The following is a 26,149-nucleotide window of genomic DNA, read 5'->3' as shown; positions in this document are numbered from 1 at the left end:
GCCTCTTCGCACAGACTTACCGTAGGAGTTTCCCTCCCCGAAACGAGCGGTCGGGCCGGCTGCGGTCGGCTGGCAAAGGTAGACTCCGTGCCGGCCATGAGCGTTTCCAGGGCCGTTTGGGTCCGTTCGAGGAGACGCAACAAGCGATGCTCCCCTGTTTGGACGGCAGAGGCGGAGGCAATTCCCTTATGCTGCTTGCGGATAACTGGCCCGGACGGCATGTACGGCCTTGTCGTTCTACGGATGCCTGGAGTCCCGCAGGCGGGACAGCGCAACGCGCAGTGACCTTCCTTTAAGCATATCGATGGAGTCTGTATGAAAGAGCTTGGTTCGGAATCGCCGATGGAAAGTCTTTTCGACATTCGTTCACTGGAGGCCATTACCGGCGGCGAGCCGGCTGCATTGCAGCGGTTGCTGGAAACTTTATTGGCCAGCAGTCGGGATGATCGTACTCGGTTGGCGGAATTGCTTGAACTCGCAGACCTGCAAGGAGTGGCCGAACTTGCGCACAGGATAAAAGGGGCTGCGAGGGTGGTGGGCAGCAGCCTATTGGTCGAGTCTTGTTCCTGCCTTGAAAAGGCTTGCCAGAACCCATCGGAGTCTTCCGAGCGGATAGCCAATCTGGCCTCTTCATTGGAAGGCAAACTAAGTGCGTTCGAAATCAGTATCTCAACCGAATTGGCAAAGCTCTAGAGATCGGACCAGATAGAGGTTTCAGAAGCTGTTCAGGTTTCTCCATAACCTGAATCGCATCTATTCACCAGCATGGATTTCCCGTTCCCGTAAGCTCCGCGCCTGCTGCTGGGGTAATGGGATAATTGGGAGCCTGCTGGGTTTGCTTTGGTTTGTCTTGGTTTTTCATTTTTCTATATAAGAGGCGCTATCGAAGCTGATGCGCTTCTTTCGGATCGTTCATTTTGTTTGGCTATTAGTGGTAGCGAGCTTATGGTGTCGGAGGGTTTTTAACTACGAGGTTTTTTCCGCTTGTAGGAAACTTCATACAAGCACTGGGGAGATTTCACACGATTGCCTGGGAAGTGCTTCGTTGTCGTTCTATTCGGCTTTTCGGAGAATGTTGCTGGCTCTTATAGAGTTCAAAAATCGCAACACTTTCACTGTCAAAAGGAAGCTCAATCGTGTCCATTTCCATGAAAAGCATTCTGGCTGCCGCAGTAGCCAGCCTGGTCGTCGGCAATGCCATGGCGGCAGACGGCACCATCAATTTCAAAGGTGAAATCACCGCGGCCGCTTGCAGCATCACTGGTGGTGCCGGCACCACCGTTGGCGGTGCTGCGGGCAACCAGACCATCGACGTAAACCTTGGCAAGATCAGCATCGACTCGCTGGGCGGCACCGCGGGCGGCAGCATCGCCGGTGGTACCAGCCTGAACCTGAACCTGGACTGTGGCAAGACCGGTACCGGCCTGACCACCGTCAAGCTGAAGTTCAACCCGATGTCTGGGAGCACTATTGACCCGAACAATGAGAGCCTGCTGAAAACCGTCGGCACCGCCACCGGTGTCGGCATCGGTATCTATGGATCCGATGGCAAGCTGCTGAACCTGTCGGCGAACGAGACCATCGATGCGCCCCTGGATTCCAAGGTACAAAAAGATGGCGAAGGAAATGACATCACTGTCTACAGTGCCAAGCTGAATCTGCGTGCCGCTTATGTCAAATCCGGCTCCGTAGCTCCTACGGCTGGTAGTGCCGACGGCTCCCTGCCGTTCACCCTGGAATACAACTAAGTTCTGCTACGTGGGCGGGGTATGTATATACCCCGTTCCATGAGGTGCGAGTTCATCATGAAATATCCATTTTCTTCCAGAGTTATCTGGGGTGGCATCCTTTTGCTTTTTTCCACCCTGGCCAATGCGGGAATCACACTGGGAGGAACCCGGGTCGTTCTGCAGGCGCCTGCCAAGGAGGCTGCGATCCTGGTCAGGAACCAGGCTTCCAAGGACGTGATGATTCAATCCTGGGTAGAGGCTGATAATGGGGCAGATAAACGTGAGGTTCCGTTTGTCATCACGCCTGCCCTCAGTCGTTTGGGAGGCAACAAGCAGCAAACCCTGCGTATCCTGTTTCAAGGGGAGGGCTTGCCGAGCGACAGGGAATCCGTATTCCGCCTGAACGTCCAGGAAATTCCGCAAAAATCTGCCTCGGCTAATACGTTGCAGATAGCTTTGCGCCAGCGTATCAAGGTCTTCTACCGCCCCGATAACTTGTCGGGAACTTCCGCCGAAGCGCCTGGAAAGTTGAGCTGGCGTCTTGTCCGTCAAGGTGGAAAGTCGGTTGTCGAAGTTTCCAACGATACTGCGTTTCATGTCTCTTTAGCCAGCGTGAAATTAAAAGCTGGCAATGCCTACTATGTTGTTGATGCCGACATGGTCGCGCCGAAGTCGAGTCGCCGATTCGAAATCAAGGGAACTCCATCCGGCGTTTCTGGAAATGTCGAGTTCCAGAGCGTAAATGACTATGGCGGACTCGATAAACATTCCAGCTCCTTATCCGACTGAAGCTCAGAAGAGCAGAGTAGAAGAGCAGAAGAACTGCTCTTAACTTCCCCTATGGATGGGTGTTTCCGTTTTGTCGGAAATTAGTCCAAGGAATATTCGCGTGGCCATATTTAGGAAAAAGTTCGACTTCGAGTTGTCCGTCTATTCCAGGTCTTCCTGTCTCATGGCCTTGGGATTGGCTTTGCCTGCCGTAACTTTCGCGGTGGAATTCAACGCCGAGTTCCTGAACAACGAGGGCGGGGCGCCCGTTGAACTGAAGTATTTCGAGAACGGCAACTCGGTGTCGCCCGGCACTTACAGCGTCGACATTCATTTGAACCAGATCATGATCCGGCGCGAAGATGTCGTGTTCAGTGCCGATCCCGAAACCGGAAGCGTTCGTCCGGTCGTCCGGGTAGGGCTGCTCAAGGAGATCGGGGTCGATATCGCCCGGCTGACGCGAGACAAACTCATTCCGGATAATCTGGAAAACAATACGCCCCTGAATGTCGCCGAACTCATCCCCGGTGCATCCATCGAGTTCGACGTCAACAGCCTTTCCCTGCTGGTCAGCATTCCACAGCTGTATGTACAGCGGCACTCGCGTGGCTATGTGGATCCCTCTCTTTGGGATGACGGTGTCACCGCGTTGTTTTCCAACTACCAGGCCAACTTCACGCGCAACACCAACTTTGGCCAGAACAGCGATTATCGCTACCTGGGCCTGCGCAACGGCTTCAACCTGTTTGGCTGGCGTCTGCGCAACGACTCCTCCCTGAGCGGAGGTACCGGCATGCGCAACAAGTTCAGTAGCAACCGTACCTATGTGGAACGTGACATTCGTGCCCTGAAGGGGACCTTGTCCCTCGGCGAGTTGTATACCTCCGCTCAGGGGGATGCTTTCGAGAGCGTGCGTATGCGCGGCGTGCAACTGCAATCCGATATCGGCATGCTGCCCGACAACGAGATCAGCTATACCCCGGTGGTGCGCGGTATCGCTGAAACCAATGCGACGGTCGAGGTGAGCCAGAATGGCTTCGTGATCTATTCCACCAACGTACCGCCCGGTGCGTTCGAGATCACCGACATCTATCCCAGCGGCTCCAATGGCGACCTGGAGGTCAAGATCATCGAGGCGGACGGACGCCAGCGGTCCTTCAAGCAGTCCTATTCCTACCTGCCGGTCATGACCCGCAAGGGGAACCTGCGCTATGGCCTGGCCGCCGGTGAGTACCATAATGATGGCCAGCCGTCGGTCAACCTGCTCCAGGGGTCGGCTGTGTATGGCTTGTCCGACAGGGTTACCGGCTTTGGCGGCCTGCTCGCTGCGGAGAAGTACAATGCCACCAACCTGGGCCTCGGCTTCAACACGCCCCTGGGCGGTTTTTCTGCGGACGTGACCCATAGCCAGTCCCGCACGCGGCGGGGTGGGCGCAACCAGGGACAGAGTCTGCGGCTTCTCTATTCCAAGACCATCAACGCCACCGAAACCAGCTTTACCGTGGTGGGCTATCGCTATTCCACGGAAGGCTACCGTACTCTCAGCCAGCATATCGACGACATGTCCGAAGAGAGCTACCTCTATGGCTCAAGTTCCAGTCGGCAGAAGAGCCGCATAGACCTGACGGTGAACCAGACGCTGTTCCGACGCAGTTCGCTCTATCTCACGGCGGGCGAAACCACATATTGGAATCGCCCCGGCAGCAGCCGTCGCGTGCAGTTCGGCTTCAGCAGCGGCATCAAGCGCGCGAGCTATAGCCTGGCGGTTTCCCGTACCCAGGAGACGGGTTCGTTCGGGCGCTCCGATACCCAGTTCACGGCCTCCGTCAGCATCCCCTTGGGCGGTAGCGCACGCTCCAGTCAGGTATATGCCAATGCCGTGAGTTCACAGCATGGTGATTCGAGTCTGAACACCGGTATCTCCGGATACCTGGATGAAGCCAATGCGTTCAACTACAGCGCACAGGCCAACTACAGCAAGGACGGCGGCAACTCCGGCAGCGTCGGCCTGGGTTGGGACACGTCCAAGGCCAAGTTGTCCGCCAATTACAGCCAGGGGCGCGACAACAAGCAGATCAACCTGGGAGCAAGCGGTTCGGTAGTGGTGCATTCGGGGGGAGTGACCTTCGGCCAGCCGGTGGGGGAAACGTTTGGCCTGGTGGAGGTTCCGGAGGTCGGCGGCGTCGGCCTCGACGGCTACTCTTCGGTTCGCACCGACGGCCGTGGCTATGCCGTGCTCCCCTACATGCAACCCTATCGTTACAACTGGGTGAACCTGGATACCAATACCCTTGGAAGCGATACCGAGATCAGCGACAGCACGCAAATGGCCGTGCCGACCCGGGGCGCCGTGATCGCCAAGCGTTTCTCCGCGGAGTCCGGTCGGCGGGTGCAGTTCGACCTGAGCATGGACTCTGGAGGAAAGATTCCCTTCGGTGCACAGGCATACGACAAGGAAGAGCGGGTCGTGGGAATGGTCGACAACCTGTCCCGTTTGCTGGTGTTCGGTATCGAGGACCAGGGGCGCCTGTCCATTCGCTGGAGCGATGGCTCCTGTTCCGTCGACTATCAGTTGCCGCCCAGGAACAAGGACCTGACTTACGAACGAGTTGCGCTCAGTTGCCGTCGGTCCTCGATCTGAAATGTCACCGCTGTAGTCGGGTCAAGTCAAAAGGCGAGGATTTTTCCGGTGAACACCGGGCGCGAGGGCAAGCGGCAGCTCACTCGTCCTCGATCATGCTCAACAGGTCTGGTGTCCTGCCTCGGGTTTCCAAACGCAGCAACCACTGCTTGGCGGCCAACCCACCGGCGAAACCGGTGAGGCCGCCAGAGGCTCCGATCACCCTATGGCAAGGTGCAACAATGGACAGTGGGTTCCGTCCGTTGGCGGCTCCAACCGCCCGTACTGCGTTGGGGCTGCCGATCTGCACGGCTATTTCCGTATAGCTGCGGGTCTCGCCGAATGGAATGGTGAGCAGGGCGGACCAGACCTTTTTCTGAAATTCGGTACCTTGGAAGTCGAGCGGGAGTTCGAACCGGGAACGTTTGCCGGAAAAATATTCCCGCAACTGGCGTTCGGTTTCCGCCAGGAGGGAGCTGTCCTCGGAGAGCCGCATCTCGTCCAGCGGTACTCGGTTGGGACGCTCATGCTGCCAAAGAATCGCGACCAGAAAGGCATCGTCCCTGGCTACCAGGGTCAGTGTCCCGACCGGCGATTCCATTTTCCTGTAGCTATGGGGCATGTAGGTGTCCTCTTCGGCAGGCTCGCCCAGTGTACTACGCAATGGGATTTCAACAGGGAAGCCTGCAAATGGCAGGCGAGGCGGGGCGGAGCGCTATCGGCCCGATGGATGGCCGCCTGCTTCCAGGCATGCCGTCGCCCCTTGGAGCCCAGGTCGAGCGCCTCGAACTGTGAGATCTGGGAGGCGATTTGCCGAGCAAAGTGGGTTGTCATTGGTTTGCCATCTCATGGGTTCGGACGAGGCCTCGAGCAAGGGTTGTAACGGTTTTTGTCTGGCCAATGGGCTCTTGCGTAAAAAGGCTGCCGCCCTTCTTGCTTGGTTGCCGTTCTCGGATCCCGCGCAGCCCGGTGGGTGTGCCAAATTTCTCGCGGTTTGGTTCGCGCCGATTGCCGCGGCCTACGAAGCCCGTGGTTCTTCTCCCCGAAACTTTTTCGTTCGGACTCCGAATATCGCGCTTCGCCCAGCGCCGCTAGTTTCCCGTTCCTGACAAAGCAAGCGCTCTGGCTCAGGTATCTCCTGATCCGGATGCATATCGCTGAAGAGGGAACGTTCTGTCATGTCCACATTGGCCAACCTGACCGAGGTTCTGTTCCGCCTCGATTTCGATCCCGATACCGCCGTTTATCACTATCGGGGCCAGACTCTCAGCCGGCTGCAATGCCGGACCTACATTCTCTCCCAGGCCAGCCAACTGGCCCGCCTGCTCAAGCCCGGCGATCGCGTGGTGCTGGCGTTGAACGACTCGCCTTCGCTGGCCTGCCTGTTCCTGGCCTGCATCGCGGTCGGCGCCATTCCCGCCGTGATCAATCCCAAGTCCCGCGAGCAGGCCCTGGCCGATATCGCTGCCGACTGCCAGGCCAGCCTGGTGGTGCGTGAAGCCGATGCACCGTCGCTGAGCGGTCCTTTGGCGCCGTTGACCCTGCGTGCGGCCGCCGGACGCCCTTTGCTCGACGATTTCTCGCTGGACGCGCTGGTCGGTCCTGCGGACCTCGATTGGAGTGCCTTCCATCGCCAGGACCCGGCGGCAGCCTGTTTCCTGCAATACACCTCGGGTTCCACCGGGGCGCCCAAGGGGGTGATGCACAGCCTGCGCAACACGCTCGGTTTCTGCCGGGCGTTCGCTACGGAGTTGCTGGCATTGCAGGCGGGAGACCGGCTGTATTCGATTCCCAAGATGTTCTTCGGCTATGGCATGGGCAACAGCCTGTTCTTTCCCTGGTTCAGCGGAGCCTCGGCGCTGCTCGACGATACCTGGCCGAGCCCGGAGCGGGTTCTGGAGAACCTGGTCGCCTTCCGCCCCCGGGTCCTGTTTGGGGTGCCGGCCATCTATGCCTCGCTGCGTCCGCAGGCCAGGGAGCTGTTGAGCAGCGTGCGCCTGGCGTTTTCCGCCGGCTCGCCGCTGCCGCGCGGCGAGTTCGAATTCTGGGCCGCGCACGGGCTGGAGATCTGCGACGGCATCGGGGCTACCGAGGTCGGCCATGTGTTCCTCGCCAACCGCCCGGGCCAGGCGCGTGCCGACAGCACCGGGCTGCCGTTGCCTGGCTATGAGTGCCGGCTGGTGGACCGCGAAGGACACACTATCGAGGAAGCGGGCCGGCAAGGCGTGCTGTTGGTGCGTGGCCCTGGGCTGAGTCCGGGTTACTGGCGGGCCAGCGAAGAGCAGCAGGCGCGCTTCGCAGGTGGCTGGTACCGCACCGGCGACCTGTTCGAGCGCGACGAGTCGGGTGCCTACCGTCACTGTGGGCGGGAAGACGATCTGTTCAAGGTGAATGGCCGCTGGGTGGTGCCGACCCAGGTCGAGCAGGCGATCTGCCGTCATCTGCCGGAAGTGAGCGAGGCGGTTCTGGTTCCTACCTGCCGGCTGCACGACGGCTTGCGTCCGACCCTGTTCGTCACCCTGGCCACTCCGCTGGACGACAACCAGATCCTGCTGGCGCAGCGCATCGACCAGCATCTCGCCGAACAGATTCCCTCGCACATGCTGCCCAGCCAATTGCATGTGCTGCCGGCCTTGCCGCGCAACGACAACGGCAAGTTGGCGCGCGCCGAGCTGCGCCACCTGGCCGACACCCTTTATCACGACAACCTTCCGGAGGAACGGGCATGTTGATTCAGGCTGTGGGGGTGAACCTGCCCCCATCCTATGTGTGTCTGGAGGGGCCACTGGGAGGCGAACGCCCTCGCGCCCAGGGCGACGAGATGCTGATGCAGCGCTTGCTGCCGGCGGTTCGCGAAGCCCTGGACGAGGCGGCGGTCAAGCCCGAGGAGATCGACCTGATCGTCGGCCTCGCCCTGTCTCCCGACCATCTGATCGAGAACCGCGACATCATGGCGCCGAAGATCGGCCATCCGTTGCAGAAGGTCCTCGGCGCGAATCGCGCGCATGTCTTCGACCTCACCGACTCGAGCCTGGCCCGCGCCCTCTACGTGGTCGATACCCTCGCCAGCGACCAGGGCTATCGCAACGTCCTGGTCGTGCGCGGCGAATCCAGCCAGGGATTGGAAGTGGACAGCGAGTCCGGCTTCGCCCTTGCCGACGGCGCCCTGGCGCTGCTCTGCCGGCCGACCGGCAAGGCCGCGTTCCGTCGCGGTGCGCTGGGCGGTGATCCGGCGCAGGAATGGCTGCCGCTGAGCATTCCGCTGAATACCGATATTCGCCAGGTGGGCGACGTCAAGGGACACCTCAACCTGCCGGCCCAACCTGGATTGCCCGAAGCGGTACGCGCCGGATTCACCCGTCTGGCCGGGGACTTCCCGCAACTGAACTGGGTGCGCGAGGAATGGTTCGGCCAGGGACGGCCCGATGGTCGTTGCCTGGGGCCGTTCGAACTGGCGTCGCAACTGCGCGCGGCACAGCGCGACCGTCTGGATGAACTGCTGCTGATCAGCTTCGATCCGTTCGGCATGGTGGTGGAGGGCGTGACCCTGGAACTGGCGGGAGAAGCTCATGCATAAGGTCAAACTGGCAGCGATCACCTGTGAACTTCCGGCTCGCAGCTACGAAAACGACGATCCGGTGTTCGCTGCGGTACCGGACCTCAGCGAGTCCTGGTGGCAATTCTGGGGCGTCAATCGGCGGGGCTATTTCGACCCGCGGAACGGCGAGAACGAGTTCAGCCTGGTGGTCCGGGCCGCCGAGCGCCTGCTGCGCAGCAGCGATACCGCGCCGGATAGCGTGGACATGCTGATCTGTTCGGCTTCCTCGCCGATCATGACCGACGCCGGCGATGTCCTGCCGGACCTGCGCGGACGTCTCTACCCGCGCATGGCCAACGTGCTGTCCAAGCAGCTCGGCCTGAGTCGGGCGCTGCCATTGGATTCGCAGATGGAGTGCGCCAGCTTCCTGCTCAACCTGCGCCTGGCAGCGAGCATGATCCGCCAGGGTAAGGCCGAGAAAGTGCTGGTGGTGTGCAGCGAGTACATCTCCAACCTGCTCGACTTCACCTCGCGTACCTCGACCCTGTTCGCCGATGGCTGCGCGGTGGCCCTGCTGACCCGCGGCGACGATGACAGCTGCGACCTGCTGGCTTCGGCCGAACACAGCGACGCTACGTTCTATGAAGTGGCCACCGGTCGCTGGCGCCTGCCGGAAAACCCGACCGGCGAGGCCAAGCCGCGGCTGTATTTCTCGTTGTTCAGCGACGGCCAGAACAAGATGGCCAGCTTCGTCCCGACCAACGTGCCGATCGCGATGTGCCGGGCGTTGGAAAAGGCCGGCCTGGGCAGCGATGACATCGATTATTTCGTCTTCCACCAGCCAGCGCCGTTCCTGGTCAAGGCCTGGGCCGAGGGCATCGGTGCCCGTCCTGAGCAGTACCAACTGACGATGGGCGATACCGGCGTGATGATCTCCGTTTCCATCCCGTACACCCTGATGACCGGCCTGCGCGAGGGCAAGATCCGCCCCGGCGATCGTATCGTCATGGCCGGCGCAGCCACTGGCTGGGGGTTCGCCGCCCAGGTCTGGCAATTGGGCGAGGTGCTGGTGTGCTGAGGCATCGCCATGTTGAACCACGGTGTCCGAGGAGGGCTGCACATGGGTAATCCGATCCTGGCCGGGCTGGGTTTCAGCCTGCCGAAACGCCAGGTCAGCAATCATGACCTGGTAGGGCGCATCAATACGTCGGACGAGTTCATCGTCGAACGTACCGGCGTGCGCACCCGCTATCACGTCGAGCCGGAACAGGCGGTCAGCGCGCTGATGGTGCCGGCGGCGCGCCAGGCCATCGAGGCTGCCGGGCTGCTGCCGGAGGACATCGACCTGTTGCTGGTGAACACCCTGTCGCCGGACCACCACGACCCGTCCCAGGCCTGCCTGATCCAGCCGCTGCTGGGCCTGCGGCACATCCCGGTACTGGATATCCGGGCACAGTGCAGCGGGTTGCTGTACGGCTTGCAGATGGCTCGCGGGCAGATCCTCGCCGGGCTGGCACGGCATGTCCTGGTGGTCTGCGGCGAGGTGCTGTCCAAGCGCATGGACTGTTCGGACCGCGGCCGCAACCTGTCGATCCTGCTCGGCGACGGTGCCGGCGCAGTGGTGGTCAGCGCCGGCGAGAGCCTCGACGACGGCCTGCTGGACCTGCGCCTGGGCGCCGACGGCAACTACTTCGACCTGCTGATGACTGCGGCGCCGGGCAGTGCCTCGCCGACCTTCCTCGACGAGAATGTCCTGCGCGAGGGCGGGGGCGAGTTCCTCATGCGCGGCCGGCCGATGTTCGAGCATGCCAGCCAGACCCTGGTACGGATCGCCGGCGAAATGCTCGCGGCCCATGAGCTGACCCTGGACGACATCGACCATGTGATCTGCCATCAACCGAACCTGCGCATCCTCGATGCGGTGCAGGAGCAACTGGGCATTCCCCAGCACAAGTTCGCGGTGACCGTGGATCGTCTGGGCAACATGGCTTCGGCCTCGACCCCGGTCACGCTGGCGATGTTCTGGCCGGACATCCAGCCGGGACAGCGGGTGCTGGTCCTGACCTACGGCTCCGGCGCGACCTGGGGCGCGGCGCTGTACCGCAAACCTGAGGAGGTGAACCGGCCATGTTGAGGCTTTCGGCTCCCGGTCAACTGGATGATGACCTGTGCCTGTTGGGGGACGTCCAGGTGCCGGTGTTCCTGCTGCGTCTCGGTGAGGCGAGCTGGGCGCTGGTTGAAGGAGGGATCAGCCGGGATGCCGAATTGGTTTGGGCGGACCTGTGCCGCTGGGTCGCCGACCCGTCCCAGGTGCACTACTGGCTGATCACCCACAAGCACTACGACCACTGCGGCCTGCTGCCCTACCTGTGTCCGCGGCTGCCGAACGTACAGGTCCTGGCGTCCGAGCGGACCTGCCAGGCCTGGAAGTCGGAAAGCGCGGTGCGGGTGGTCGAGCGCTTGAACCGGCAACTGTTGCGTGCGGAGCAGCGGTTGCCCGAGGCCTGTGCCTGGGACGCTCTGCCGGTTCGCGCGGTGGCCGACGGCGAGTGGCTGGAGCTGGGACCGCGGCATCGCCTGCAGGTCATAGAGGCCCACGGCCACAGCGACGATCACGTGGTTTTCTACGACGTGCGACGCCGACGCCTGTTCTGCGGCGATGCCCTGGGCGAGTTCGACGAGGCAGAGGGGGTGTGGCGGCCGCTGGTGTTCGACGACATGGAGGCTTACCTGGAGTCCCTGGAACGTCTGCAGCGTCTGCCGACCCTGCTGCAACTGATCCCGGGACACGGCGGCCTGCTGCGGGGGCGGCTGGCCGCGGATGGGGCCGAGTCGGCCTATACCGAGTGTCTGCGCCTGTGCCGGCGGTTGCTCTGGCGCCAGTCCATGGGCGAATCCCTCGACGAACTGAGCGAGGAGCTGCACCGCGCCTGGGGTGGGCAGAGCGTCGACTTCCTGCCAGGCGAACTGCACCTGGGGAGCATGCGCCGGATGCTGGAGATTCTCTCCCGCCAGGCGCTGCCTCTGGACTGAGGCGGGACATCCATTGCGGCGATCGCCGCCGACGGCAGCGGTCGCAATTGGGGGAAAAGGGGGTTATCGATGATGAACATGCCGTTGCGCGCTAGCGTCGCGCAGGCCAGTCGCCCATGGGCGCGGGGAGATGGCTCGTGAGCGGGGTTGGCTATCGACTGGAAGAAAGTCTGGAGTACCGCACGCTGGTGCCGGAGGCGCTGTCGATCTGGCGCATGGCCGGCGCCAACCGGATGCTGTTCGACTGCTTCGACGTGGACAGCAAGGCTGCGCGGCGTAGCGTGGCGATCCTTTCCAGCTGCCTGCGCATCGAGTGCTGGGGGCGCGATGTAGTGCTGCGGGCGTTGAACGCCAACGGACGCGCCTTGCTGGCACCGTTGAGCGAGGCCTGTCCGGCCCAGGTCACCTGCTTGCGTGACGGCGACACCCTGCACTGGCGCTTCCCCCAGGAAGAGTCGCAGGCGGACGAGTGGCGACGCCTGCATGGCCTGTCCAGCCTGGAGGCGCTGCGCCGCGTGCTCGGAACGCTGGGCGACGCGGAGGGGCCCGCGCTTCTGGGCGGCCTGTTCAGCTTCGACCTGGCCGAGCAGTTCGAACCCTTGCCGGCGCCGGCCGAACCTGCGCGGCATTGCCCGGACTACCTGTTCCTGGTGCCGGAGTTGCTGCTGGATATCGATCACCTGGCGCGCCGGACTTCGCTGCAGGCGTTCGTCCACGATCCGGCCGGGCACGACCGGTTGGCCGCCAGCCTGCGCCAGTGTGCCGACGAATTCCATGGCGCCGTGGAGGAGGTTTCCGAGTCGCCGGTGGCAGGCGTACGGGCCGGCAACTACCAGGTCGACCTGGACGATGCGAGCTTTGCCCGCCAGGTAGAGCGCCTGCAGGCCCACGTGAGGGCCGGCGACGTGTTCCAGATCGTACCGTCGCGCAGCTTCAGCATCCCGTGTGCGGACCCCTGGCGGGCCTATCGCCAGTTGTGCCTGCGCAACCCCAGCCCGTACCGCTTCTTCCTCGATGCGGGGGACTTCTGCCTGTTCGGCGCTTCGCCGGAGTCGGCATTGAAGTACGACGCGGAGAGTCGCGAGGTGGAACTCTATCCCATCGCCGGCACTCGCCCGCGCGGACGCGATGCCCGGGGCGCCATCGATGCGGAACTGGACAATCGCCTGGAAGCGGAGTTGCGCCTGGACGCCAAGGAGATCGCCGAGCACATGATGCTGGTCGACCTGGCGCGCAACGATCTGGCGCGGGTCTGCCGCAGCGGTACGCGGCAGGTGCGCGACATGCTCAAGGTGGATCGCTACAGCCACGTGATGCACCTGGTCTCGCGCGTGGCTGGCGAACTGCATGGCGAACTGGATGCGCTGCATGCCTACCGTGCCTGCCTGAACATGGGCACCCTGGTCGGTGCGCCGAAGGTCCGTGCCATGCAGTTGCTGCGGCAGTACGAGGATGGCTATCGCGGCAGCTACGGTGGCGCGATCGGCATTCTCGACAGCGCCGGCAACCTCGATACCAGCATCGTCATCCGCTCCGCCGAGGTCCGCGAAGGTATCGCGCGGGTCCGGGCAGGCGCCGGCGTGGTGCTGGATTCGGATCCACGGCTGGAGGCCGAGGAAACCCGCAACAAGGCGCTGGCGGTGCTGACCGCCGTGGCCGCTGCCGAACGCGAAAGGGGAGAGCGCGATGCGCATCACGCTGTTGGATAACTTCGATTCCTTCACCTACAACCTGGTCGAGCAGTTCTGCCTGCTCGGCGCGGAGGTCCGGGTGATGCGCAACGATACGCCGTTGCCGACGATCCAGGCGGCATTGCTGGCCGACGGTTGCGAACTGCTGGTGCTGTCGCCGGGGCCCGGTCGGCCGGAAGACGCCGGCTGCATGCTGGAATTGCTCGCCTGGGCCCGCGGGCGCTTGCCGGTGCTCGGCGTCTGCCTCGGCCACCAGGCGCTGGCGCTGGCCGCCGGTGGCGCGGTGGGCGAGGCGAGGAAACCGCTGCATGGCAAGAGCACGTCCCTGCGTTTCGATCAGCATCACCCGCTGTTCGACGGCATCGCTGACCTGCGCGTCGCGCGCTACCACTCGCTGGTGGTCAGTCGCCTGCCGGAAGGTTTCGACTGCCTGGCCGATGCCGATGGTGAGATCATGGCGATGGCCGATCCGCGCAATCGACAGCTGGGCTTGCAGTTCCATCCCGAGTCGATTCTCACCACCCACGGCCAGCGTCTGCTGGAGAACGCTCTACTCTGGTGCGGCGCGCTGGCGGTACGCGAGCGCCTTCGGGCCTGAGCGGCGCTGCGCCGTTTCGACGATGCTCGGTTGCCAGGCCGGCGCATCGTCGAAACGCTGGCGGCCGAGTTCGCGCAGGCGCTGGCGGGCGCTTTCGAGAAAGCGCAGGAAGCTGCGCTCGGATTCCAGCGCGGTGTTGTAGTAGCAATACACCTTGGTGTCGATGCCGCCCGGTTCGTAGAGTTCGCTGAGGACTGCCAGGGTACCGTTGCGCAGGCGTTCCTCGACGAAATAATGCGGCGCGATGCCCCATCCGACGCCGGCTTCCACCAGACGCAGCATGTCGTCGAAGTTTTCCACGAAGAGCACCTTGTCGCTGACTGGCCGCAGCAGGTTCGAATGCTGCCCGGAGCGGCTGCCGAGGCTGATCTGCCGGTAATTGGCCAGGCTCGCGATGCTGTGCAGGGAGGCATTGCACAACGGGTGCTGCGGATGGGCGACGACGAACGCCTTGGTGTAGCCGAGCACGCACTGGTTGAAGCGGGAGATCTTCAGTTCCTCGTCGATGGTGATGGCGATATCGATTTCCGCGTTGTCCTGCTTGATCGTCGCCAGGCTATCGGCGGGCGAGGTGCGTATCAGGCTGACCATGTTGAAATCGTCGAGCAGTACGCTGCTCACCGTATCGCAGAACGACGGCGGGATGGCGGTGTCCAGCAGCACCCGGAGATTGCGCGGACCCTTGTTGAGATTGAAGGCGATGTCGCCGATCAGCTGCTGGTAGTTCAGCAGGCTGCGCATGTAAGGGATCAGGCGAAGCGCCTGCTCGGTAGGTTCGACCTTGTAGCCGTCCCGACGGACCAGCTCCACGCACAGGTCGATTTCCAGGTTGCTGACCGCCGAGCTGACCGCGGTGTGCGACTTGCGCAGGATCCGCGCAGCGGAGGAAATCGAACCGGAGGCGATGACCTGGAGGAACATGTTCACGTGATTCAGGTTATGAATAGGCATCCCTTATTCCTTTTATTGGGTGGCGCGTGCCGCTTCCCTTGATCGGGTCAGGTTGCCGCTACTGTGGAAGAAGCGTCGAGGACTCGATAGATAGCGCCCGAGTGTTTCAACTTGTCTTCTGGATGACGTTTTCATCGGGGAAACCTCCCGTCGGTCAGTGAAGCGCAAGGGCTGGCGTGCGAGGGTGGAATCGGCCGCCGGCTCGCTTTCTGCGCGGCGGGCGCACGGCACGGGGAGTCGTCGTTTTGGAGGTGAGGGATGACGGCTCTGTTTCAGGATATTTTTATAATTATGTGAAAGAAGAGCTTATTTCAACGAAATATGTTTCATATTGCTCGTAAATTCGACGAAAAGAAAATCCGGATATTTACCGGTTATTTAACGCTAATACCAAGGGCATAATACCAAAGTATTAACGCTGGCATGCCGGCATGTCGTGTTCGGTCGTGGAGCGAGCCGAGCTAGGGACGGTTCTAAGAAACGAAAAAATTATGTCGCGTAGGTCTAACGACCGAAACCTATGTCTTTTGTTAGCGTAGCCACCGGCCAGGCCGGTACGGACGCCGGGATGGCCCTGGCGCGACCTATGCGGTTAGAATCCGCGGCCTTGCAGGCGGATACCCCGAGCTTCGCTCGAGGGTGTCGCGGGTGCCGTGCCCGAAACCTGCAATCGTCAGCTCCCGGCGGTCCAGCCTGCCGCCGGGTATAAAATCGAGAGACGCGCTGTTGCGCCTTCAGGTGTAGCGACTATGACGCACATTTCCGAACGACTCCTGGTCCAGGCCCACCTGGCCGCCAAGCAACCCCGCGTGTTGAGCGAGCAGGAGAGCGCCGAGCATCGCGCGGCGATCGCGGCCGAACTGAAGGCGCAGAACGCGGTACTGGTGGCGCATTACTACTGCGATCCGGTGATCCAGGCGTTGGCCGAGGAGACCGGCGGTTGCGTATCCGATTCGCTGGAGATGGCCCGTTTCGGCAACCAGCATCCGGCGCAGACGGTGGTCGTGGCCGGGGTGCGCTTCATGGGCGAGACGGCGAAGATCCTCAACCCTGAGAAGCGCGTGCTGATGCCGACCCTCGAAGCGACCTGCTCGCTCGACCTGGGCTGCCCGGTGGATGAGTTCTCGGCATTCTGCGACCAGCACCCGGAACGGACCGTGGTGGTCTATGCGAACACCTCCGCGGCGGTGAAGGCACGCGCCGACTGGGTCGTGACCTCCAGTTGCGCGGTGGAGATCGTCGAACACCTGATGGACAACGGCGAGCCTATCCTCTGGGCACCGGACCAGCACCTGGGACGCTACATCCAGCGCGAGACGGGGGCCGACATGCTGCTCTGGGACGGCGCCTGCATCGTCCACGAGGAGTTCAAGGCCAAGCAGCTGGAAGACATGAAGGCGCTCTACCCGGACGCCGCCATCCTGGTCCACCCCGAATCGCCGGAAAGCGTGGTCGCGCTGGCCGATGCCGTGGGCTCGACCAGCCAGTTGATCAAGGCCGCGCAGACCCTGCCGAACAAGACCTTCATCGTCGCCACCGATCGCGGCATCTTCTACAAGATGCAGCAGTTGTGCCCGGACAAGGATTTCATCGAGGCCCCCACCGCCGGCAACGGCGCCGCCTGCCGCAGCTGCGCGCACTGCCCGTGGATGGCGATGAACACGCTCGAGCGGACCCTGGCCTGCCTGCGCGAAGGCAGCGGGGAAATCTTCGTCGACCCGGCGTTGATCCCGAGGGCGGTCCGTCCGCTCAAGCGCATGCTCGACTTCACCCAGGCCGCGCGCCTGCGCCAGGCCGGGAACGCCTGATCCTGGCGAGGGCGTGCCGCTGCGTAGGGCGAGTAAGCGCGGTGCGGTTGTTCGCCCAACCCCCTGTTTCGATGAGCTTCGCCGGGTGTTTTTCCTCGGATATGCCGCTCAGCGGAACATTTCCTTGACCATCTTTTCCTGTTGGCGAATTTCCTGCTGGCGAGCGTCGAGTCGCGCAGCCAGTTGGAAGTTGCCGCCAGCGCGGCGCTTGGCGAAATCGAGCTGCTCGATGGCGGCCTGGTAGTCGCCGGTCAGAGACAGGTACTCGGCACGGGCCTGGTGCACGCCGATGGCGTTGTTGGTCAGGCTGCGCACCTCGGCCAGGCGGTTCCAGACATCCGGGTCCAGCGGCCGCGCCTTGCTCAGGTCGTCGAGGATCTTCTCCGATTCCTGCGGCTTGCCCATCTTCAGCATCAGGTCGGCGCGCACCTGTTTCAGCGGGTAGCTGCTGGGGAACTGGGCGAGCATCTTCTTCAACCGCTGATCGGCATCCGGAAGGCGGTTGGCGGTGATGTCCAGCTCGACCTGGGCCAGGTTGTAGGCCACGTCGTTGGGTGCCTTCGCCAGCAATTGCCTGAGGTTGTCACGGGCATCGTTGAGCTGGCCGATGCGCGTCTGCGAGATGGCCAGTCCGTAGCGCGCGGCATCCAGCTTGGGATTGTCGTTGAGCATGGCGCGGAAGCGCTTGCCGGCCATCCCCGGGGTTTCCTCGAAGAGCAACTGGGTGCGCGCGCGCATCTGCTGGTAGCGCAGGCTGTCTTCCTTGCCGCCCTGGGGATACTGTTCGGCGCGGTTGCGGGTGTCGGCGATACGCGATTCGGTGACCGGGTGGGTGAGGAGGAACTCCGGCGGCTTGCCGTCGTAGCGGTACTGCCGCGCCAGGCGCTCGAACATGTTCGGCATCGAGCGCGGATCGTAACCGGCGCGAACCATGTTGGTGACGCCGACGCGGTCGGCTTCCTGCTCGTTCTGCCGGGAAAAGCGCAACTGGTTCTGGATCGCCGCCGCCTGGGTCCCGGCGATCGCCGCGATACCCGCATCCCCTGCGCCGGCGGCCGCGGCGACGATGCCGGCGAGCATCGCTGCCATCACCGGCAGTTGCATGCGCTGCTGTGCCTCGATGCCGCGGGCGAAGTGGCGCTGGATCAGGTGGCCGAGTTCGTGGGCCAGCACCGCGGCATACTCGCCTTCGGTCTGGGCGTTGAGCAGTAGCCCGCCGTTGACCCCGATCACGCCGCCGGGCGCGGCGAAGGCGTTGATCTGTGCGTCGCGGATGAGGATGAAGGCCAGCCGGTGGTCCTGCAGGTCGCTGGTTTCGGCCAGCCGGTAGACGCTGCTTTCGACGAAGTCCTTGAGCTGCGGGTCGGAGATCGCATCGACCTGGTTGCGCAGCATGCTCAGCCAGGCGCGGCCCAGCTGGAACTCCTGCTCCGGCGAAACGATCGAGGAAGATGCGTCGCCCAGGGAGGGCAGATCGTCCGACATGACCGGCGAAGCGAGCATGCAGGCGAGCGTCAACAGGGCAGGGCGCAGTACATTCATGCAGGAGGCTCAGGTTGGCAAAGGCCTTACTTTAGCCGTTGGTCATCGGCACTGCCTAGGTATCTGCCCGAGACCCCGAAGCTGTTGGACTTCGAGCGCCGTTTCAACTGGCCAGCGGCGGATAGGCTTGGGTATGCTTGTCGGCCCTTCGGGAGAGGCTGTCATGACGGATAACGATTCATCCCCCCTGGTATGTGACGCGGAGCTGGATGCCAGTGGTCTCAATTGTCCGCTGCCCCTGCTAAAGGCCAAGCTGGAGCTGAACCGCCTGCCCAGCGGCGGGGTGCTCAAGGTAATCGCCACCGATGCCGGGTCGCAGCGAGACTTCCGGGCCTTCGCCCAGCTCGCCGGCCATGAACTGCTGCGCGAAGAGGCCGCCGAAGGCGTCTATCGATACTGGCTGCGCAAGCGTTAGCGGAGCCTTCGCCGTTCCGATTCAGGATTTCCGATGATCAAGGTGTTACGCGACTGGATGCAGCGCTACTTCTCCGACGAGGAGGCAGTGGTGCTGGCGATCATGCTGGTGCTCGGCTTCAGCGTCATCCTCGCCTTCGGCGGGATGCTCGCGCCGGTACTGGCGGCGATGGTGATCGCCTTCCTGATCCAGGGCGTGGTCGGCATGCTGGAACGCTTCCGGGTGCCGCACCTGTTCGCCGTGTGGCTGGTCTACAGCCTGTTCCTCGGCTTGCTGGCGCTGTTCCTGGTGGTCCTGCTGCCGCTGCTCTGGCAGCAATTGTTCACCCTGTTCAACGAACTGCCGCGGATGCTCGGCGAATGGCAGAGCGTGCTGCTGATGCTGCCCGAGCGCTATCCCAGCCTGATCAGCGAGGAGCAGGTGCTCAAGGCCATCGAGACCGCGCGCGGCGAATTCGGCCAGATCGGCCAGTGGGCGCTGACCTCGTCGCTGGCCAGCCTGCCGGTGGTGGTGAACGTCATGATCTACCTGGTGCTGGTGCCGATCCTGGTGTTCTTCTTCCTCAAGGACAAGAAGCGCTTCCATACCTGGTTCCACCGCTACCTGCCGCGCGAGCGCGGGCTGATGAAACAGGTCTGGGCCGAGATGAACCAGCAGATCGCCAATTACATTCGCGGCAAGGTCATCGAGATCGTCATTACCGGCGCGGTGACTTACATCGCCTTCGCCTACCTGGGGCTCAACTACGCAGCGCTGCTGGCCCTGCTGGTCGGCCTGTCGGTGGTGGTGCCGTACATCGGCGCGGTGGTGGTGAGCGTACCGGTGGCGATGATCGCCTTCTTCCAGTGGGGCTGGAGCGACCAGTTCATCTACCTGATGGTGGCCCACGCGATCATCCAGGCGCTGGATGGCAACGTGCTGGTGCCGCTGCTGTTCTCCGAGGCGGTGAACCTGCACCCGGTGGCGATCATCTGCGCGGTGTTGCTGTTCGGCGGGCTCTGGGGCTTCTGGGGCGTGTTCTTCGCGATCCCCCTGGCGACCCTGGTGAAAGCGGTGCTGGATGCCTGGCCCAAGGACCTTCCCGAGACTCCGGCAGCCACGCGATAGCATCGGCCGCATGAAAAATGCAAAAGGCCGCGGATGCGGCCTTTTTTTTCGGGGCGGGGCTCAGGTGCCGTTGAGCGCTTGGGCGGCGGCGAGAACCGCGTCGACATGCCCGGGCACCTTCACGCCGCGCCACTCCTGGCGCAGTACGCCGTCCCTGTCGATCAGGAAGGTGCTGCGGTCGACGCCCATGTATTCCTTGCCGTAGAGCTTCTTCAGCTTGATCACGTCGAACAGTTGGCAGACCGCTTCATCCTTGTCGCTGATCAGCTCGAAGGGGAATTCCTGTTTGCACTTGAAGTTCTCGTGGGACTTCAGGCCGTCGCGGGAGATGCCGAAGACCTCGGTATTGGCCTTCTGGAACGCCGCGTACTGGTCGCGAAAGCCCTGGCCCTCGGTGGTGCAACCGGGGGTGCTGTCCTTCGGGTAGAAGTACAGGACGACCTGCTTGCCCTTCAGCGCGGACAGGGTCACCTCCTTGCCGCTGGTTGCGGGGGCGGTGAAGTCGGGTACGGGTTTGTCGATTGCGACCGGCATGGCTCGGCTCCTCAGGGGTGTTGGGGGCGCCAGGGTTCGATCAGGGCATCCAGGTTCAGGGCGTCGGCGAAGTCCAGGAACTGGTCGCGCAGCCAACTGATCTGGGTGCCGGCGGGCAGCGTCACGGTAATCGTGGCGTTGAGCATGGTGGTGTTGGTGTGCGGCGCCTGGTAGGTGTCGCAGGTCAGGTTCTCCAGCTCGATGTTGTGGTCGATGAAGAACTGGCAGAGTTCGTTGAGGATGTCCGGGCGATACACCGCGCTGACATAGGCCACGTAAGGCAACGCCTGGGCGCGGGTCACGTGAGCGTTGCTGCGGGTCATGCTGAGGGTGATGTCGCCGCGCTTGGTGAGGGCCGGCAGGCTGCCCTCGAGGCGGGCGAGGGCATCCCAGCTTCCGGAGATCTGCAGCACCAGGGCGCTGAACTCTCCGTGGCGGGTCAGGCGGCTGCTGACCACGGCGCAGCGGCTCTCGACGCAGGCGCGGCAGAGCAGGGTGGTCAGCTCCATCGGATTGGGGCCGAGGGCGCTGATCAGAAGGAATTGTTCGCGGGGTTGGCTGGTGGACATTCAACTTTCCTGGAATACGCTGGCGGCACGGGCCGTACCTAAAGCGGGAAGGGTAGCGAAAAGCGCCGCCGAGGGAAACGTCTGCCGCCTGTCAGCGGCTTCCGACGAGGTGGCGCTCGTCTTGTGCAAGGCCTGCCGCCGACAGTACCATTACCGCTTTAATTTCGCGGCAGGAGCGGTTGCATGATTGCGGGCAGTATGGTGGCACTGGTCACCCCCTTCGATGCTCAGGGTCGACTGGACTGGGACAGCCTCGCCAAGCTGGTGGACTTCCACTTGCAGGAAGGCACCAACGCCATCGTCGCCGTCGGCACCACCGGTGAATCGGCCACGCTGGACGTGGAAGAGCACATCCAGGTGATCCGTCGCGTGGTCGACCAGGTCAAGGGCCGCATCCCGGTGATCGCCGGCACCGGCGCCAACTCCACCCGCGAGGCGGTGGCGCTGACCGAGGCCGCGAAAAGCGGCGGCGCCGACGCCTGCCTGCTGGTGACGCCGTACTACAACAAGCCGACCCAGGAAGGCATGTACCAGCACTTCCGCCATATCGCCGAAGCCGTTGCGATCCCGCAGATCCTCTACAACGTACCGGGCCGCACCTCCTGCGACATGCTTCCGGAGACCGTCGAGCGCCTGTCCAAGGTACCGAACATCATCGGCATCAAGGAGGCCACCGGCGACCTGCAACGCGCCAAGGAAGTCATCGAGCGCGTCGGCAAGGACTTCCTCGTCTATTCCGGCGACGACGCCACGGCCGTCGAGCTGATGCTGCTGGGTGGCAAGGGCAACATCTCCGTGACCGCCAACGTCGCGCCGCGCGCCATGAGCGACCTGTGCGCCGCCGCCATGCGCGGCGACGCCGCAGCCGCGCGCGCCATCAACGATCGCCTGATGCCGCTGCACAAGGCGCTGTTCATCGAATCCAACCCCATTCCGGTGAAGTGGGCCCTGCATGAGATGGGTCTGATCCCCGAGGGCATCCGCCTGCCCCTGACCTGGCTCAGCCCGCGTTGCCACGAGCCGCTGCGTCAGGCCATGCGCCAGACCGGCGTATTGGCTTGATCAAGGAGCTCCACGCAATGAAGCGACTGGCTGGACTGACCGCCCTCGCCCTGGTTATCGGCAACACTTCCGGCTGCGGCTGGCTGTGGGGGCCGGAGGGCTATTTCCGCGACCGCGGTGACGACTACCTCGGCGCCCGCGAAACGCCTCCCATGCAATTGCCCGAAGGGGTGCACAGCAAGCCGCTCGATCCGCTGCTGCCGATTCCGCTGAACGTCGCCACCACCCACGAAAAAGAGGGTGAGTACGAGGTTCCGCGTCCGCAGCCGCTGGCCAACGCCGGCGACATCAGCGACTACAGCCTGCAGCGCAGCGGTGATAGCCGCTGGGTCGTGGCCCAGCGTCCGCCGGCGGAAGTCTGGCCGGTGGCCCGGCAGTTCTTCGAGGAGAACGGTTTCCGCATCGCCGACGAGCGCCCGCAGACCGGCGAGTTCAGTTCCGACTGGCAATCGCTGTCGCAGCTTTCCGCGCCGCTGGCACGCCGCCTTAGCAGCCGCGTGAGCGGTGTCGAGCCGGACGGCCAGGCACGGGTTCGGGTGCGTATCGAGCCCGGCGTGCAAAGCAATACCAGCGAGGTCTACGTGCTCAGCCAGACCCGCGCCGCCGGTGACACCAGCAGCCCGAGCTGGCCGAGCAAGTCGGTGGCGCCGAGCCTCGACGCGGCGCTGCTCGACGAGATGGTCGCGAGCATGGCGCGCAGCGCCGAGCAGGGCGGCTCGGTCTCCCTGCTGGCAGCCAACTCGATCTACGACACGCCCGGCACCTTCGAGTTGAGCAAGGACGGCAGCGGCAACCCGGTGCTGACCTTGCAATCCGACTTCGACCGCTCCTGGGTCAGTGTCGGGCGTGCCCTGGATAACGCCGATATCCGCGTCGACGACCTCAACCGCAGCCTTGGCGTGTACTACGTGAACATCGCCGAAGGGGCGAAGAAGCCCGACGAAGACAAGCCCGGGTTCTTCAGTCGCCTGTTCGGCGGCGGCGAGAAGACCAAGGAAGAGGAAGACGCCAAGGCGCAGCGCTACCAGGTCCGCCTGACCACCGTCAGCGACGCCGTGCAGGTCACCGTCGACAAGGACATCAACACCTCTGCGCCGGCCGATGTCGCGCAAAACGTACTGGAAAAACTCCAGGAGAGCATGCGCAATGCGGTTCGCGGTTCTGGGCAGCGGAAGCCGGGGCAATTCGGCCTTGGTGAGCAGTTCTGACACCCGGATACTGATCGATTGCGGCTTCCCGCTGCGTGAAATCATCAAGCGTCTGGCGCGCCTGGGGCTGAGCCCCGCGCAGCTGGACGCGATCCTGGTCACGCACGAACACGCCGATCACATCCATGGCGTCGAACTGCTGGCGCGGCATTACCAAATCCCGGTCTATCTCAGTGCGGGTACCCTGAGCGGCATGCGCCGCCCGGTGCACCCCGCCGAGCTGTTGAGGGCCGGCCAGCGCCTGGCGATCCGCGGGCTGGAAGTGCAGGTGGTTGGCGTCTCGCACGACGCCCGCGAGCCTACCCAGTTCGTGCTGTCCGATGGGCAGCGGCGCTTCGGCATGCTCACCGATCTGGGAATGGCCACGGCCGAGGTGCTGGAGTGCTATCGTGCGGTGGATGCTCTGGTGGTCGAGGCCAACCACGACAGCACGATGCTTGCCGGTGGCCCGTATCCCTATTTTCTCAAGGCCCGCGTAGGCGGTTCGCGAGGGCACTTGAACAACCATCAGTCCGCAGAACTGGTGAAGCAGCTGGATTGGGGTCGCATGCAGCACCTGGTGCTGGCCCATCTCAGCGAAAAGAACAACTCGCCGCAGCTGGCCCGGCAAACCTTCGTCGACACCCTCGGGTGCGATCCGGGCTGGCTGCAGGTGGCCGATCAGCATTCAGGCCTGGATTGGCGCGAGATCGCCTAGGCCCTATTACCCGTAAGCGGAGCCCATCATGGAAAAACGCGAAGAACTCTACCGCGGCAAAGCCAAGTCGGTTTACCAGACCGACGATGCCGATCGTCTCATCCTACTGTTCCGCAACGACACCTCCGCCTTCGACGGCAAGCGCATCGAACAGCTCGATCGCAAGGGCGCGGTGAACAACAAGTTCAACGCCTTCATCATGCAGAAGCTGGAAGCTGCCGGCATTCCGACCCAGTTCGACAAGCTGCTGTCGGATACCGAGTGCCTGGTGAAGAAGCTCAACATGATCCCGGTCGAGTGCGTGGTGCGCAATTTCGCCGCCGGCAGCCTGGTGCGTCGCCTCGGCGTGGAAGAGGGCATCGCCCTGACTCCTCCCACCTTCGAGTTGTTCCTGAAGAACGACGCCCTGGGCGATCCGTTCATCAACGAATCCCACGTCCAGGCCTTCGGCTGGGCCACTCCCGAGCAGCTGGCGCAGATGAAGACCTATTCCTTCAAGGTCAATGAAGTGCTGAACAAGCTGTTCGACGATGCCGGTCTGCTGCTGGTGGACTTCAAGCTGGAGTTCGGCCTGTTCCATGGCCAGATCGTCCTCGGCGACGAGTTCAGCCCGGACGGCTGCCGTCTGTGGGACAAGGAAACCCGCAAGAAGATGGACAAGGACCGCTTCCGCCAGGGCCTCGGCGATGTGATCGAAGCCTACGAAGAGGTAGCCAAGCGCCTGGGCGTGCCGCTTTAACCTCAAAATGCGCGCAACCATCTGAAAGAACGCGAAAAAATCTTCAAGAAAGCTTCGCGTTCTTCGTACAAGCTGGTATCATGCGCGCCGCACGGAGAGATGCCGGAGTGGTCGAACGGGACGGATTCGAAATCCGTTGAGTCAGCAATGGCTCCTAGGGTTCAAATCCCTATCTCTCCGCCATTACATATGAGCAAAGCCCCTGGAATGCCTGGCGTTCCAGGGGCTTTGTCTTTTCTGGCGAGCGTTCGGGCGTCCCCTCTGCGGGGCGGGCGAGAAAGCCGTGCCATGGTTTCGGGTATTGGCCAGGTCGTGCAGTTCTCCTAGGAATGCTGCGGGCCCTTCCTTCGTTCTGTCCTTCCTTCTCCTCTGGGTGGTCGTCCCGCTCTGTCTGGGTTTCGTGGGTGCGCTGAGCGCGCATTTCTCCATTGCTTCCGATTTTCTGTCCTTCGAGCGCCGGGTCGGGCGACCTGCCGGTTTCGATGGTCGGGGCGGTTCTTCTTAGTATCCCGGCGCTTGAAGGCGCCGCGGATGTGTGGCCGAGCTGCATGGCACGGTTTCCTTCCAGCGGACAGCCAGGTTATCGGTTTGTGCCGAGTCCCGGAGCCGGGGCTGGGGAGGAAGAAATGCGACCGCTCGTTTCCGTCGTTTGCGCCTGTTTCAATATCTCGAAGTATCTGGACGAGGCGATTGCCAGCATCTACGCGCAGGGCTATCCCAATCTTGAGTTGATCGTGGTGGATGACGGATCCACGGACGACACCTATGAGCGTCTCGCCATGCTCCGCGAGCGTCACGGTTTCCAGCTCTACCGCCAGGCTAACCGAGGGGTGAGCGATGCGCTCAATCACGGTTTGCGTCATGCGCGGGGGGAGTTCGTGATGACTCCCGACCTCGACGACATTGTCCTGCCTGGAGCGCTCGACACGCGCGTCGACTACTTGCTTGCGCACCCCGAGGTCGGGTGCGTGGGCGGTTTCAATATCTGTATCGACAGTGCCGGTAACGAAGTGGCGCGAGACGGTTTCAGCGAGGGTTGTGTGGAGCGTTGGGGGTTCGATGCAGCATTGGCCGAGACCCTGGTGGTCATGCCGCTGACGGCGCTCTACCGCATGGAAGCGATGAAGCGGGCGGATTTCTTCGACCCGTCGATTCGCGTGCAGGATTTCCAGATCACCCTCAGGATCGCGGCGCAGGGCTATGAAATTCATCGACTGCCGGCCTACATGGGGCGTTATCGCCGGCATGGAAGCGGTCTGTCCGGCAGGTACAAGCTCAATTACGAGGCGGATATGCAAGCCATCGAGCCTTATCGGGCTCACCCGAATTATCGCCGGGCCCGGCAACTGATCCTGAACAAGGCGCTGAAGAAGGCTGTTGTCCAGGATGGGCGATATGCCTGGCAGTTGTTCCGCTCGGTGCCGCTGCGGGCGTGGGACCGGGTGACGCTGAAGCGATTCTGGCGCTTTCTCCGTTATCTGCCGGTCCTCGGGTTGAAAGGTGGTACCGGCGTCGAGGGTCGATGACGGCTGGCCGGCT

The 26,149-nt window shown here is 63.0% G+C and carries 24 protein-coding genes and 1 tRNA gene; 20 read left to right on the top strand and 5 right to left on the bottom strand.

What is annotated here, in order from left to right:
• The first annotated feature begins 315 nt into the window (after positions 1-315).
• The 4 genes from LJF27_RS09400 to LJF27_RS09385 all read left to right on the top strand — a co-directional run bounded on the left by LJF27_RS09400 (position 316) and on the right by LJF27_RS09385 (position 5,139).
• On the top strand, positions 316-693 hold the full coding sequence (locus LJF27_RS09400) for an Hpt domain-containing protein (RefSeq protein WP_003117019.1): 378 nt from the start codon (positions 316-318) through the stop codon (positions 691-693).
• A gap of 443 nt (positions 694-1,136) precedes the next feature.
• Positions 1,137-1,748 carry a fimbrial protein gene (locus LJF27_RS09395; RefSeq protein ID WP_004348355.1) on the top strand — a complete coding sequence of 204 codons (612 nt, stop codon included), beginning with the start codon at positions 1,137-1,139 and terminating at the stop codon, positions 1,746-1,748.
• Between the two features lie 57 nt (positions 1,749-1,805).
• Positions 1,806-2,519 (top strand): fimbrial biogenesis chaperone, encoded by a 714-nt coding sequence (locus tag LJF27_RS09390; RefSeq protein WP_003123215.1) that lies wholly within the window; start codon positions 1,806-1,808, stop codon positions 2,517-2,519.
• 100 nt (positions 2,520-2,619) lie between these two features.
• On the top strand, positions 2,620-5,139 hold the full coding sequence (locus tag LJF27_RS09385; RefSeq protein ID WP_003123214.1) for a fimbria/pilus outer membrane usher protein: 2,520 nt from the start codon (positions 2,620-2,622) through the stop codon (positions 5,137-5,139).
• Positions 5,140-5,218: 79 nt separating this feature from the next.
• On the opposite strand, the gene LJF27_RS09380 is transcribed toward LJF27_RS09385, so the two are convergent.
• Complete coding sequence (locus LJF27_RS09380) at positions 5,219-5,740, bottom strand: methylated-DNA--[protein]-cysteine S-methyltransferase (protein ID WP_003086236.1); 522 nt, start codon at positions 5,738-5,740, stop codon at positions 5,219-5,221.
• A gap of 556 nt (positions 5,741-6,296) precedes the next feature.
• Here LJF27_RS09380 and pqsA point away from each other — a divergent pair.
• From pqsA to phnB, 7 genes are all read left to right on the top strand, one after another.
• Positions 6,297-7,850 (top strand): anthranilate--CoA ligase, encoded by a 1,554-nt coding sequence (gene pqsA / locus LJF27_RS09375; RefSeq protein WP_003112552.1) that lies wholly within the window; start codon positions 6,297-6,299, stop codon positions 7,848-7,850.
• The gene (pqsB, locus tag LJF27_RS09370) at positions 7,844-8,695 is read left to right on the top strand and encodes a 2-heptyl-4(1H)-quinolone synthase subunit PqsB (protein WP_003108611.1); all 852 of its coding nucleotides are present in this window, start codon (positions 7,844-7,846) and stop codon (positions 8,693-8,695) included. Before pqsA ends, pqsB begins: the two co-directional genes overlap by 7 nt.
• Positions 8,688-9,734 (top strand): 2-heptyl-4(1H)-quinolone synthase subunit PqsC, encoded by a 1,047-nt coding sequence (pqsC, locus tag LJF27_RS09365; RefSeq protein ID WP_023103373.1) that lies wholly within the window; start codon positions 8,688-8,690, stop codon positions 9,732-9,734. Before pqsB ends, pqsC begins: the two co-directional genes overlap by 8 nt.
• Positions 9,735-9,776: 42 nt before the next feature.
• The gene (gene pqsD, locus LJF27_RS09360; protein ID WP_003117014.1) at positions 9,777-10,790 is read left to right on the top strand and encodes an anthraniloyl-CoA anthraniloyltransferase; all 1,014 of its coding nucleotides are present in this window, start codon (positions 9,777-9,779) and stop codon (positions 10,788-10,790) included.
• The gene (gene pqsE, locus LJF27_RS09355; protein WP_003086247.1) at positions 10,784-11,689 is read left to right on the top strand and encodes a 2-aminobenzoylacetyl-CoA thioesterase PqsE; all 906 of its coding nucleotides are present in this window, start codon (positions 10,784-10,786) and stop codon (positions 11,687-11,689) included. The genes pqsD and pqsE overlap by 7 nt, the downstream gene beginning before the upstream one ends.
• Before the next feature lie 116 nt (positions 11,690-11,805).
• Complete coding sequence (locus LJF27_RS09350) at positions 11,806-13,398, top strand: anthranilate synthase component 1 (RefSeq protein ID WP_020750760.1); 1,593 nt, start codon at positions 11,806-11,808, stop codon at positions 13,396-13,398.
• Entirely contained in the window at positions 13,376-13,978 is a 603-nt protein-coding gene (gene phnB, locus LJF27_RS09345; protein ID WP_003086250.1) for an anthranilate synthase component II, read from the top strand. Before LJF27_RS09350 ends, phnB begins: the two co-directional genes overlap by 23 nt.
• Here phnB and mvfR read toward each other — a convergent pair.
• Complete coding sequence (gene mvfR, locus LJF27_RS09340; protein ID WP_003108614.1) at positions 13,931-14,929, bottom strand: multiple virulence factor transcriptional regulator MvfR; 999 nt, start codon at positions 14,927-14,929, stop codon at positions 13,931-13,933. The two genes, phnB and mvfR, sit on opposite strands and share 48 nt — an antisense overlap.
• Positions 14,930-15,678: 749 nt before the next feature.
• Here mvfR and nadA point away from each other — a divergent pair.
• Entirely contained in the window at positions 15,679-16,737 is a 1,059-nt protein-coding gene (gene nadA / locus LJF27_RS09335; RefSeq protein WP_003112547.1) for a quinolinate synthase NadA, read from the top strand.
• A 108-nt stretch (positions 16,738-16,845) separates the two neighbouring features.
• Here the strand turns inward: nadA and LJF27_RS09330 are convergent, their stop codons facing one another.
• Entirely contained in the window at positions 16,846-18,279 is a 1,434-nt protein-coding gene (locus LJF27_RS09330) for a tetratricopeptide repeat protein (protein WP_003112546.1), read from the bottom strand.
• A 163-nt stretch (positions 18,280-18,442) separates the two neighbouring features.
• On the opposite strand from LJF27_RS09330, the gene LJF27_RS09325 reads away from it, so the two are divergent.
• Together LJF27_RS09325 and LJF27_RS09320 are read left to right on the top strand one after the other, a co-directional pair.
• Complete coding sequence (locus LJF27_RS09325; RefSeq protein ID WP_003086258.1) at positions 18,443-18,694, top strand: sulfurtransferase TusA family protein; 252 nt, start codon at positions 18,443-18,445, stop codon at positions 18,692-18,694.
• A gap of 33 nt (positions 18,695-18,727) precedes the next feature.
• On the top strand, positions 18,728-19,801 hold the full coding sequence (locus tag LJF27_RS09320) for an AI-2E family transporter (RefSeq protein WP_003108615.1): 1,074 nt from the start codon (positions 18,728-18,730) through the stop codon (positions 19,799-19,801).
• Positions 19,802-19,861: 60 nt separating this feature from the next.
• Here LJF27_RS09320 and LJF27_RS09315 read toward each other — a convergent pair whose 3' ends face one another.
• Positions 19,862-20,335, bottom strand: a complete 474-nt coding sequence (locus LJF27_RS09315; protein WP_003120646.1) for a peroxiredoxin — start codon at positions 20,333-20,335, stop codon at positions 19,862-19,864.
• A gap of 11 nt (positions 20,336-20,346) precedes the next feature.
• On the bottom strand, positions 20,347-20,904 hold the full coding sequence (locus LJF27_RS09310; RefSeq protein WP_003086267.1) for a glycine cleavage system protein R: 558 nt from the start codon (positions 20,902-20,904) through the stop codon (positions 20,347-20,349).
• Between the two features lie 183 nt (positions 20,905-21,087).
• On the opposite strand from LJF27_RS09310, the gene dapA reads away from it, so the two are divergent.
• From dapA to wapB, 6 genes are all read left to right on the top strand, one after another.
• Positions 21,088-21,966: a 4-hydroxy-tetrahydrodipicolinate synthase gene (gene dapA, locus LJF27_RS09305; RefSeq protein WP_003086270.1), complete on the top strand. Its 879-nt coding sequence runs from the start codon at positions 21,088-21,090 to the stop codon at positions 21,964-21,966.
• Between the two features lie 17 nt (positions 21,967-21,983).
• Positions 21,984-23,174 (top strand): outer membrane protein assembly factor BamC, encoded by a 1,191-nt coding sequence (gene bamC / locus LJF27_RS09300; RefSeq protein ID WP_003086271.1) that lies wholly within the window; start codon positions 21,984-21,986, stop codon positions 23,172-23,174.
• A complete protein-coding gene (locus tag LJF27_RS09295; protein WP_003123205.1) occupies positions 23,113-23,871 on the top strand; it encodes an MBL fold metallo-hydrolase in 759 nt (252 codons plus the stop codon). Before bamC ends, LJF27_RS09295 begins: the two co-directional genes overlap by 62 nt.
• Positions 23,872-23,899: 28 nt before the next feature.
• Positions 23,900-24,610, top strand: coding sequence for a phosphoribosylaminoimidazolesuccinocarboxamide synthase (purC, locus tag LJF27_RS09290; protein ID WP_003123204.1), 711 nt, complete (start codon positions 23,900-23,902; stop codon positions 24,608-24,610).
• A 93-nt stretch (positions 24,611-24,703) separates the two neighbouring features.
• Positions 24,704-24,793 (top strand) — tRNA-Ser (locus LJF27_RS09285).
• A gap of 350 nt (positions 24,794-25,143) precedes the next feature.
• Positions 25,144-26,136: a 1,2-glucosyltransferase WapB gene (gene wapB, locus LJF27_RS09280; protein WP_078465391.1), complete on the top strand. Its 993-nt coding sequence runs from the start codon at positions 25,144-25,146 to the stop codon at positions 26,134-26,136.
• Positions 26,137-26,149: the final 13 nt, after the last annotated feature.

This window comes from Pseudomonas sp. 203-8 (assembly GCF_020708595.1).
GTDB lineage: Bacteria > Pseudomonadota > Gammaproteobacteria > Pseudomonadales > Pseudomonadaceae > Pseudomonas > Pseudomonas aeruginosa.
This window is presented reverse-complemented; position numbering and strand designations above follow the sequence as displayed.

Excerpts from the sequence above, each read along its gene's own strand:
- LJF27_RS09350 (WP_020750760.1), top strand. The coding sequence starts at position 11,806 with ATGGGCGCGGGGAGATGGCTCGTGAGCGGGGTTGGCTATCGACTGGAA.
- LJF27_RS09310 (WP_003086267.1), bottom strand. The coding sequence starts at position 20,904 with ATGTCCACCAGCCAACCCCGCGAACAATTCCTTCTGATCAGCGCCCTC.
- LJF27_RS09315 (WP_003120646.1), bottom strand. The coding sequence starts at position 20,335 with ATGCCGGTCGCAATCGACAAACCCGTACCCGACTTCACCGCCCCCGCA.
- pqsD (WP_003117014.1), top strand. The coding sequence starts at position 9,777 with ATGGGTAATCCGATCCTGGCCGGGCTGGGTTTCAGCCTGCCGAAACGC.
- LJF27_RS09400 (WP_003117019.1), top strand. The coding sequence starts at position 316 with ATGAAAGAGCTTGGTTCGGAATCGCCGATGGAAAGTCTTTTCGACATT.
- bamC (WP_003086271.1), top strand. The coding sequence starts at position 21,984 with ATGAAGCGACTGGCTGGACTGACCGCCCTCGCCCTGGTTATCGGCAAC.
- LJF27_RS09325 (WP_003086258.1), top strand. The coding sequence starts at position 18,443 with ATGACGGATAACGATTCATCCCCCCTGGTATGTGACGCGGAGCTGGAT.
- pqsB (WP_003108611.1), top strand. The coding sequence starts at position 7,844 with ATGTTGATTCAGGCTGTGGGGGTGAACCTGCCCCCATCCTATGTGTGT.
- LJF27_RS09320 (WP_003108615.1), top strand. The coding sequence starts at position 18,728 with ATGATCAAGGTGTTACGCGACTGGATGCAGCGCTACTTCTCCGACGAG.
- LJF27_RS09295 (WP_003123205.1), top strand. The coding sequence starts at position 23,113 with ATGCGGTTCGCGGTTCTGGGCAGCGGAAGCCGGGGCAATTCGGCCTTG.
- nadA (WP_003112547.1), top strand. The coding sequence starts at position 15,679 with ATGACGCACATTTCCGAACGACTCCTGGTCCAGGCCCACCTGGCCGCC.
- pqsC (WP_023103373.1), top strand. The coding sequence starts at position 8,688 with ATGCATAAGGTCAAACTGGCAGCGATCACCTGTGAACTTCCGGCTCGC.
- phnB (WP_003086250.1), top strand. The coding sequence starts at position 13,376 with ATGCGCATCACGCTGTTGGATAACTTCGATTCCTTCACCTACAACCTG.
- mvfR (WP_003108614.1), bottom strand. The coding sequence starts at position 14,929 with ATGCCTATTCATAACCTGAATCACGTGAACATGTTCCTCCAGGTCATC.
- LJF27_RS09380 (WP_003086236.1), bottom strand. The coding sequence starts at position 5,740 with ATGCCCCATAGCTACAGGAAAATGGAATCGCCGGTCGGGACACTGACC.
- pqsA (WP_003112552.1), top strand. The coding sequence starts at position 6,297 with ATGTCCACATTGGCCAACCTGACCGAGGTTCTGTTCCGCCTCGATTTC.
- dapA (WP_003086270.1), top strand. The coding sequence starts at position 21,088 with ATGATTGCGGGCAGTATGGTGGCACTGGTCACCCCCTTCGATGCTCAG.
- LJF27_RS09330 (WP_003112546.1), bottom strand. The coding sequence starts at position 18,279 with ATGAATGTACTGCGCCCTGCCCTGTTGACGCTCGCCTGCATGCTCGCT.
- LJF27_RS09390 (WP_003123215.1), top strand. The coding sequence starts at position 1,806 with ATGAAATATCCATTTTCTTCCAGAGTTATCTGGGGTGGCATCCTTTTG.
- purC (WP_003123204.1), top strand. The coding sequence starts at position 23,900 with ATGGAAAAACGCGAAGAACTCTACCGCGGCAAAGCCAAGTCGGTTTAC.
- pqsE (WP_003086247.1), top strand. The coding sequence starts at position 10,784 with ATGTTGAGGCTTTCGGCTCCCGGTCAACTGGATGATGACCTGTGCCTG.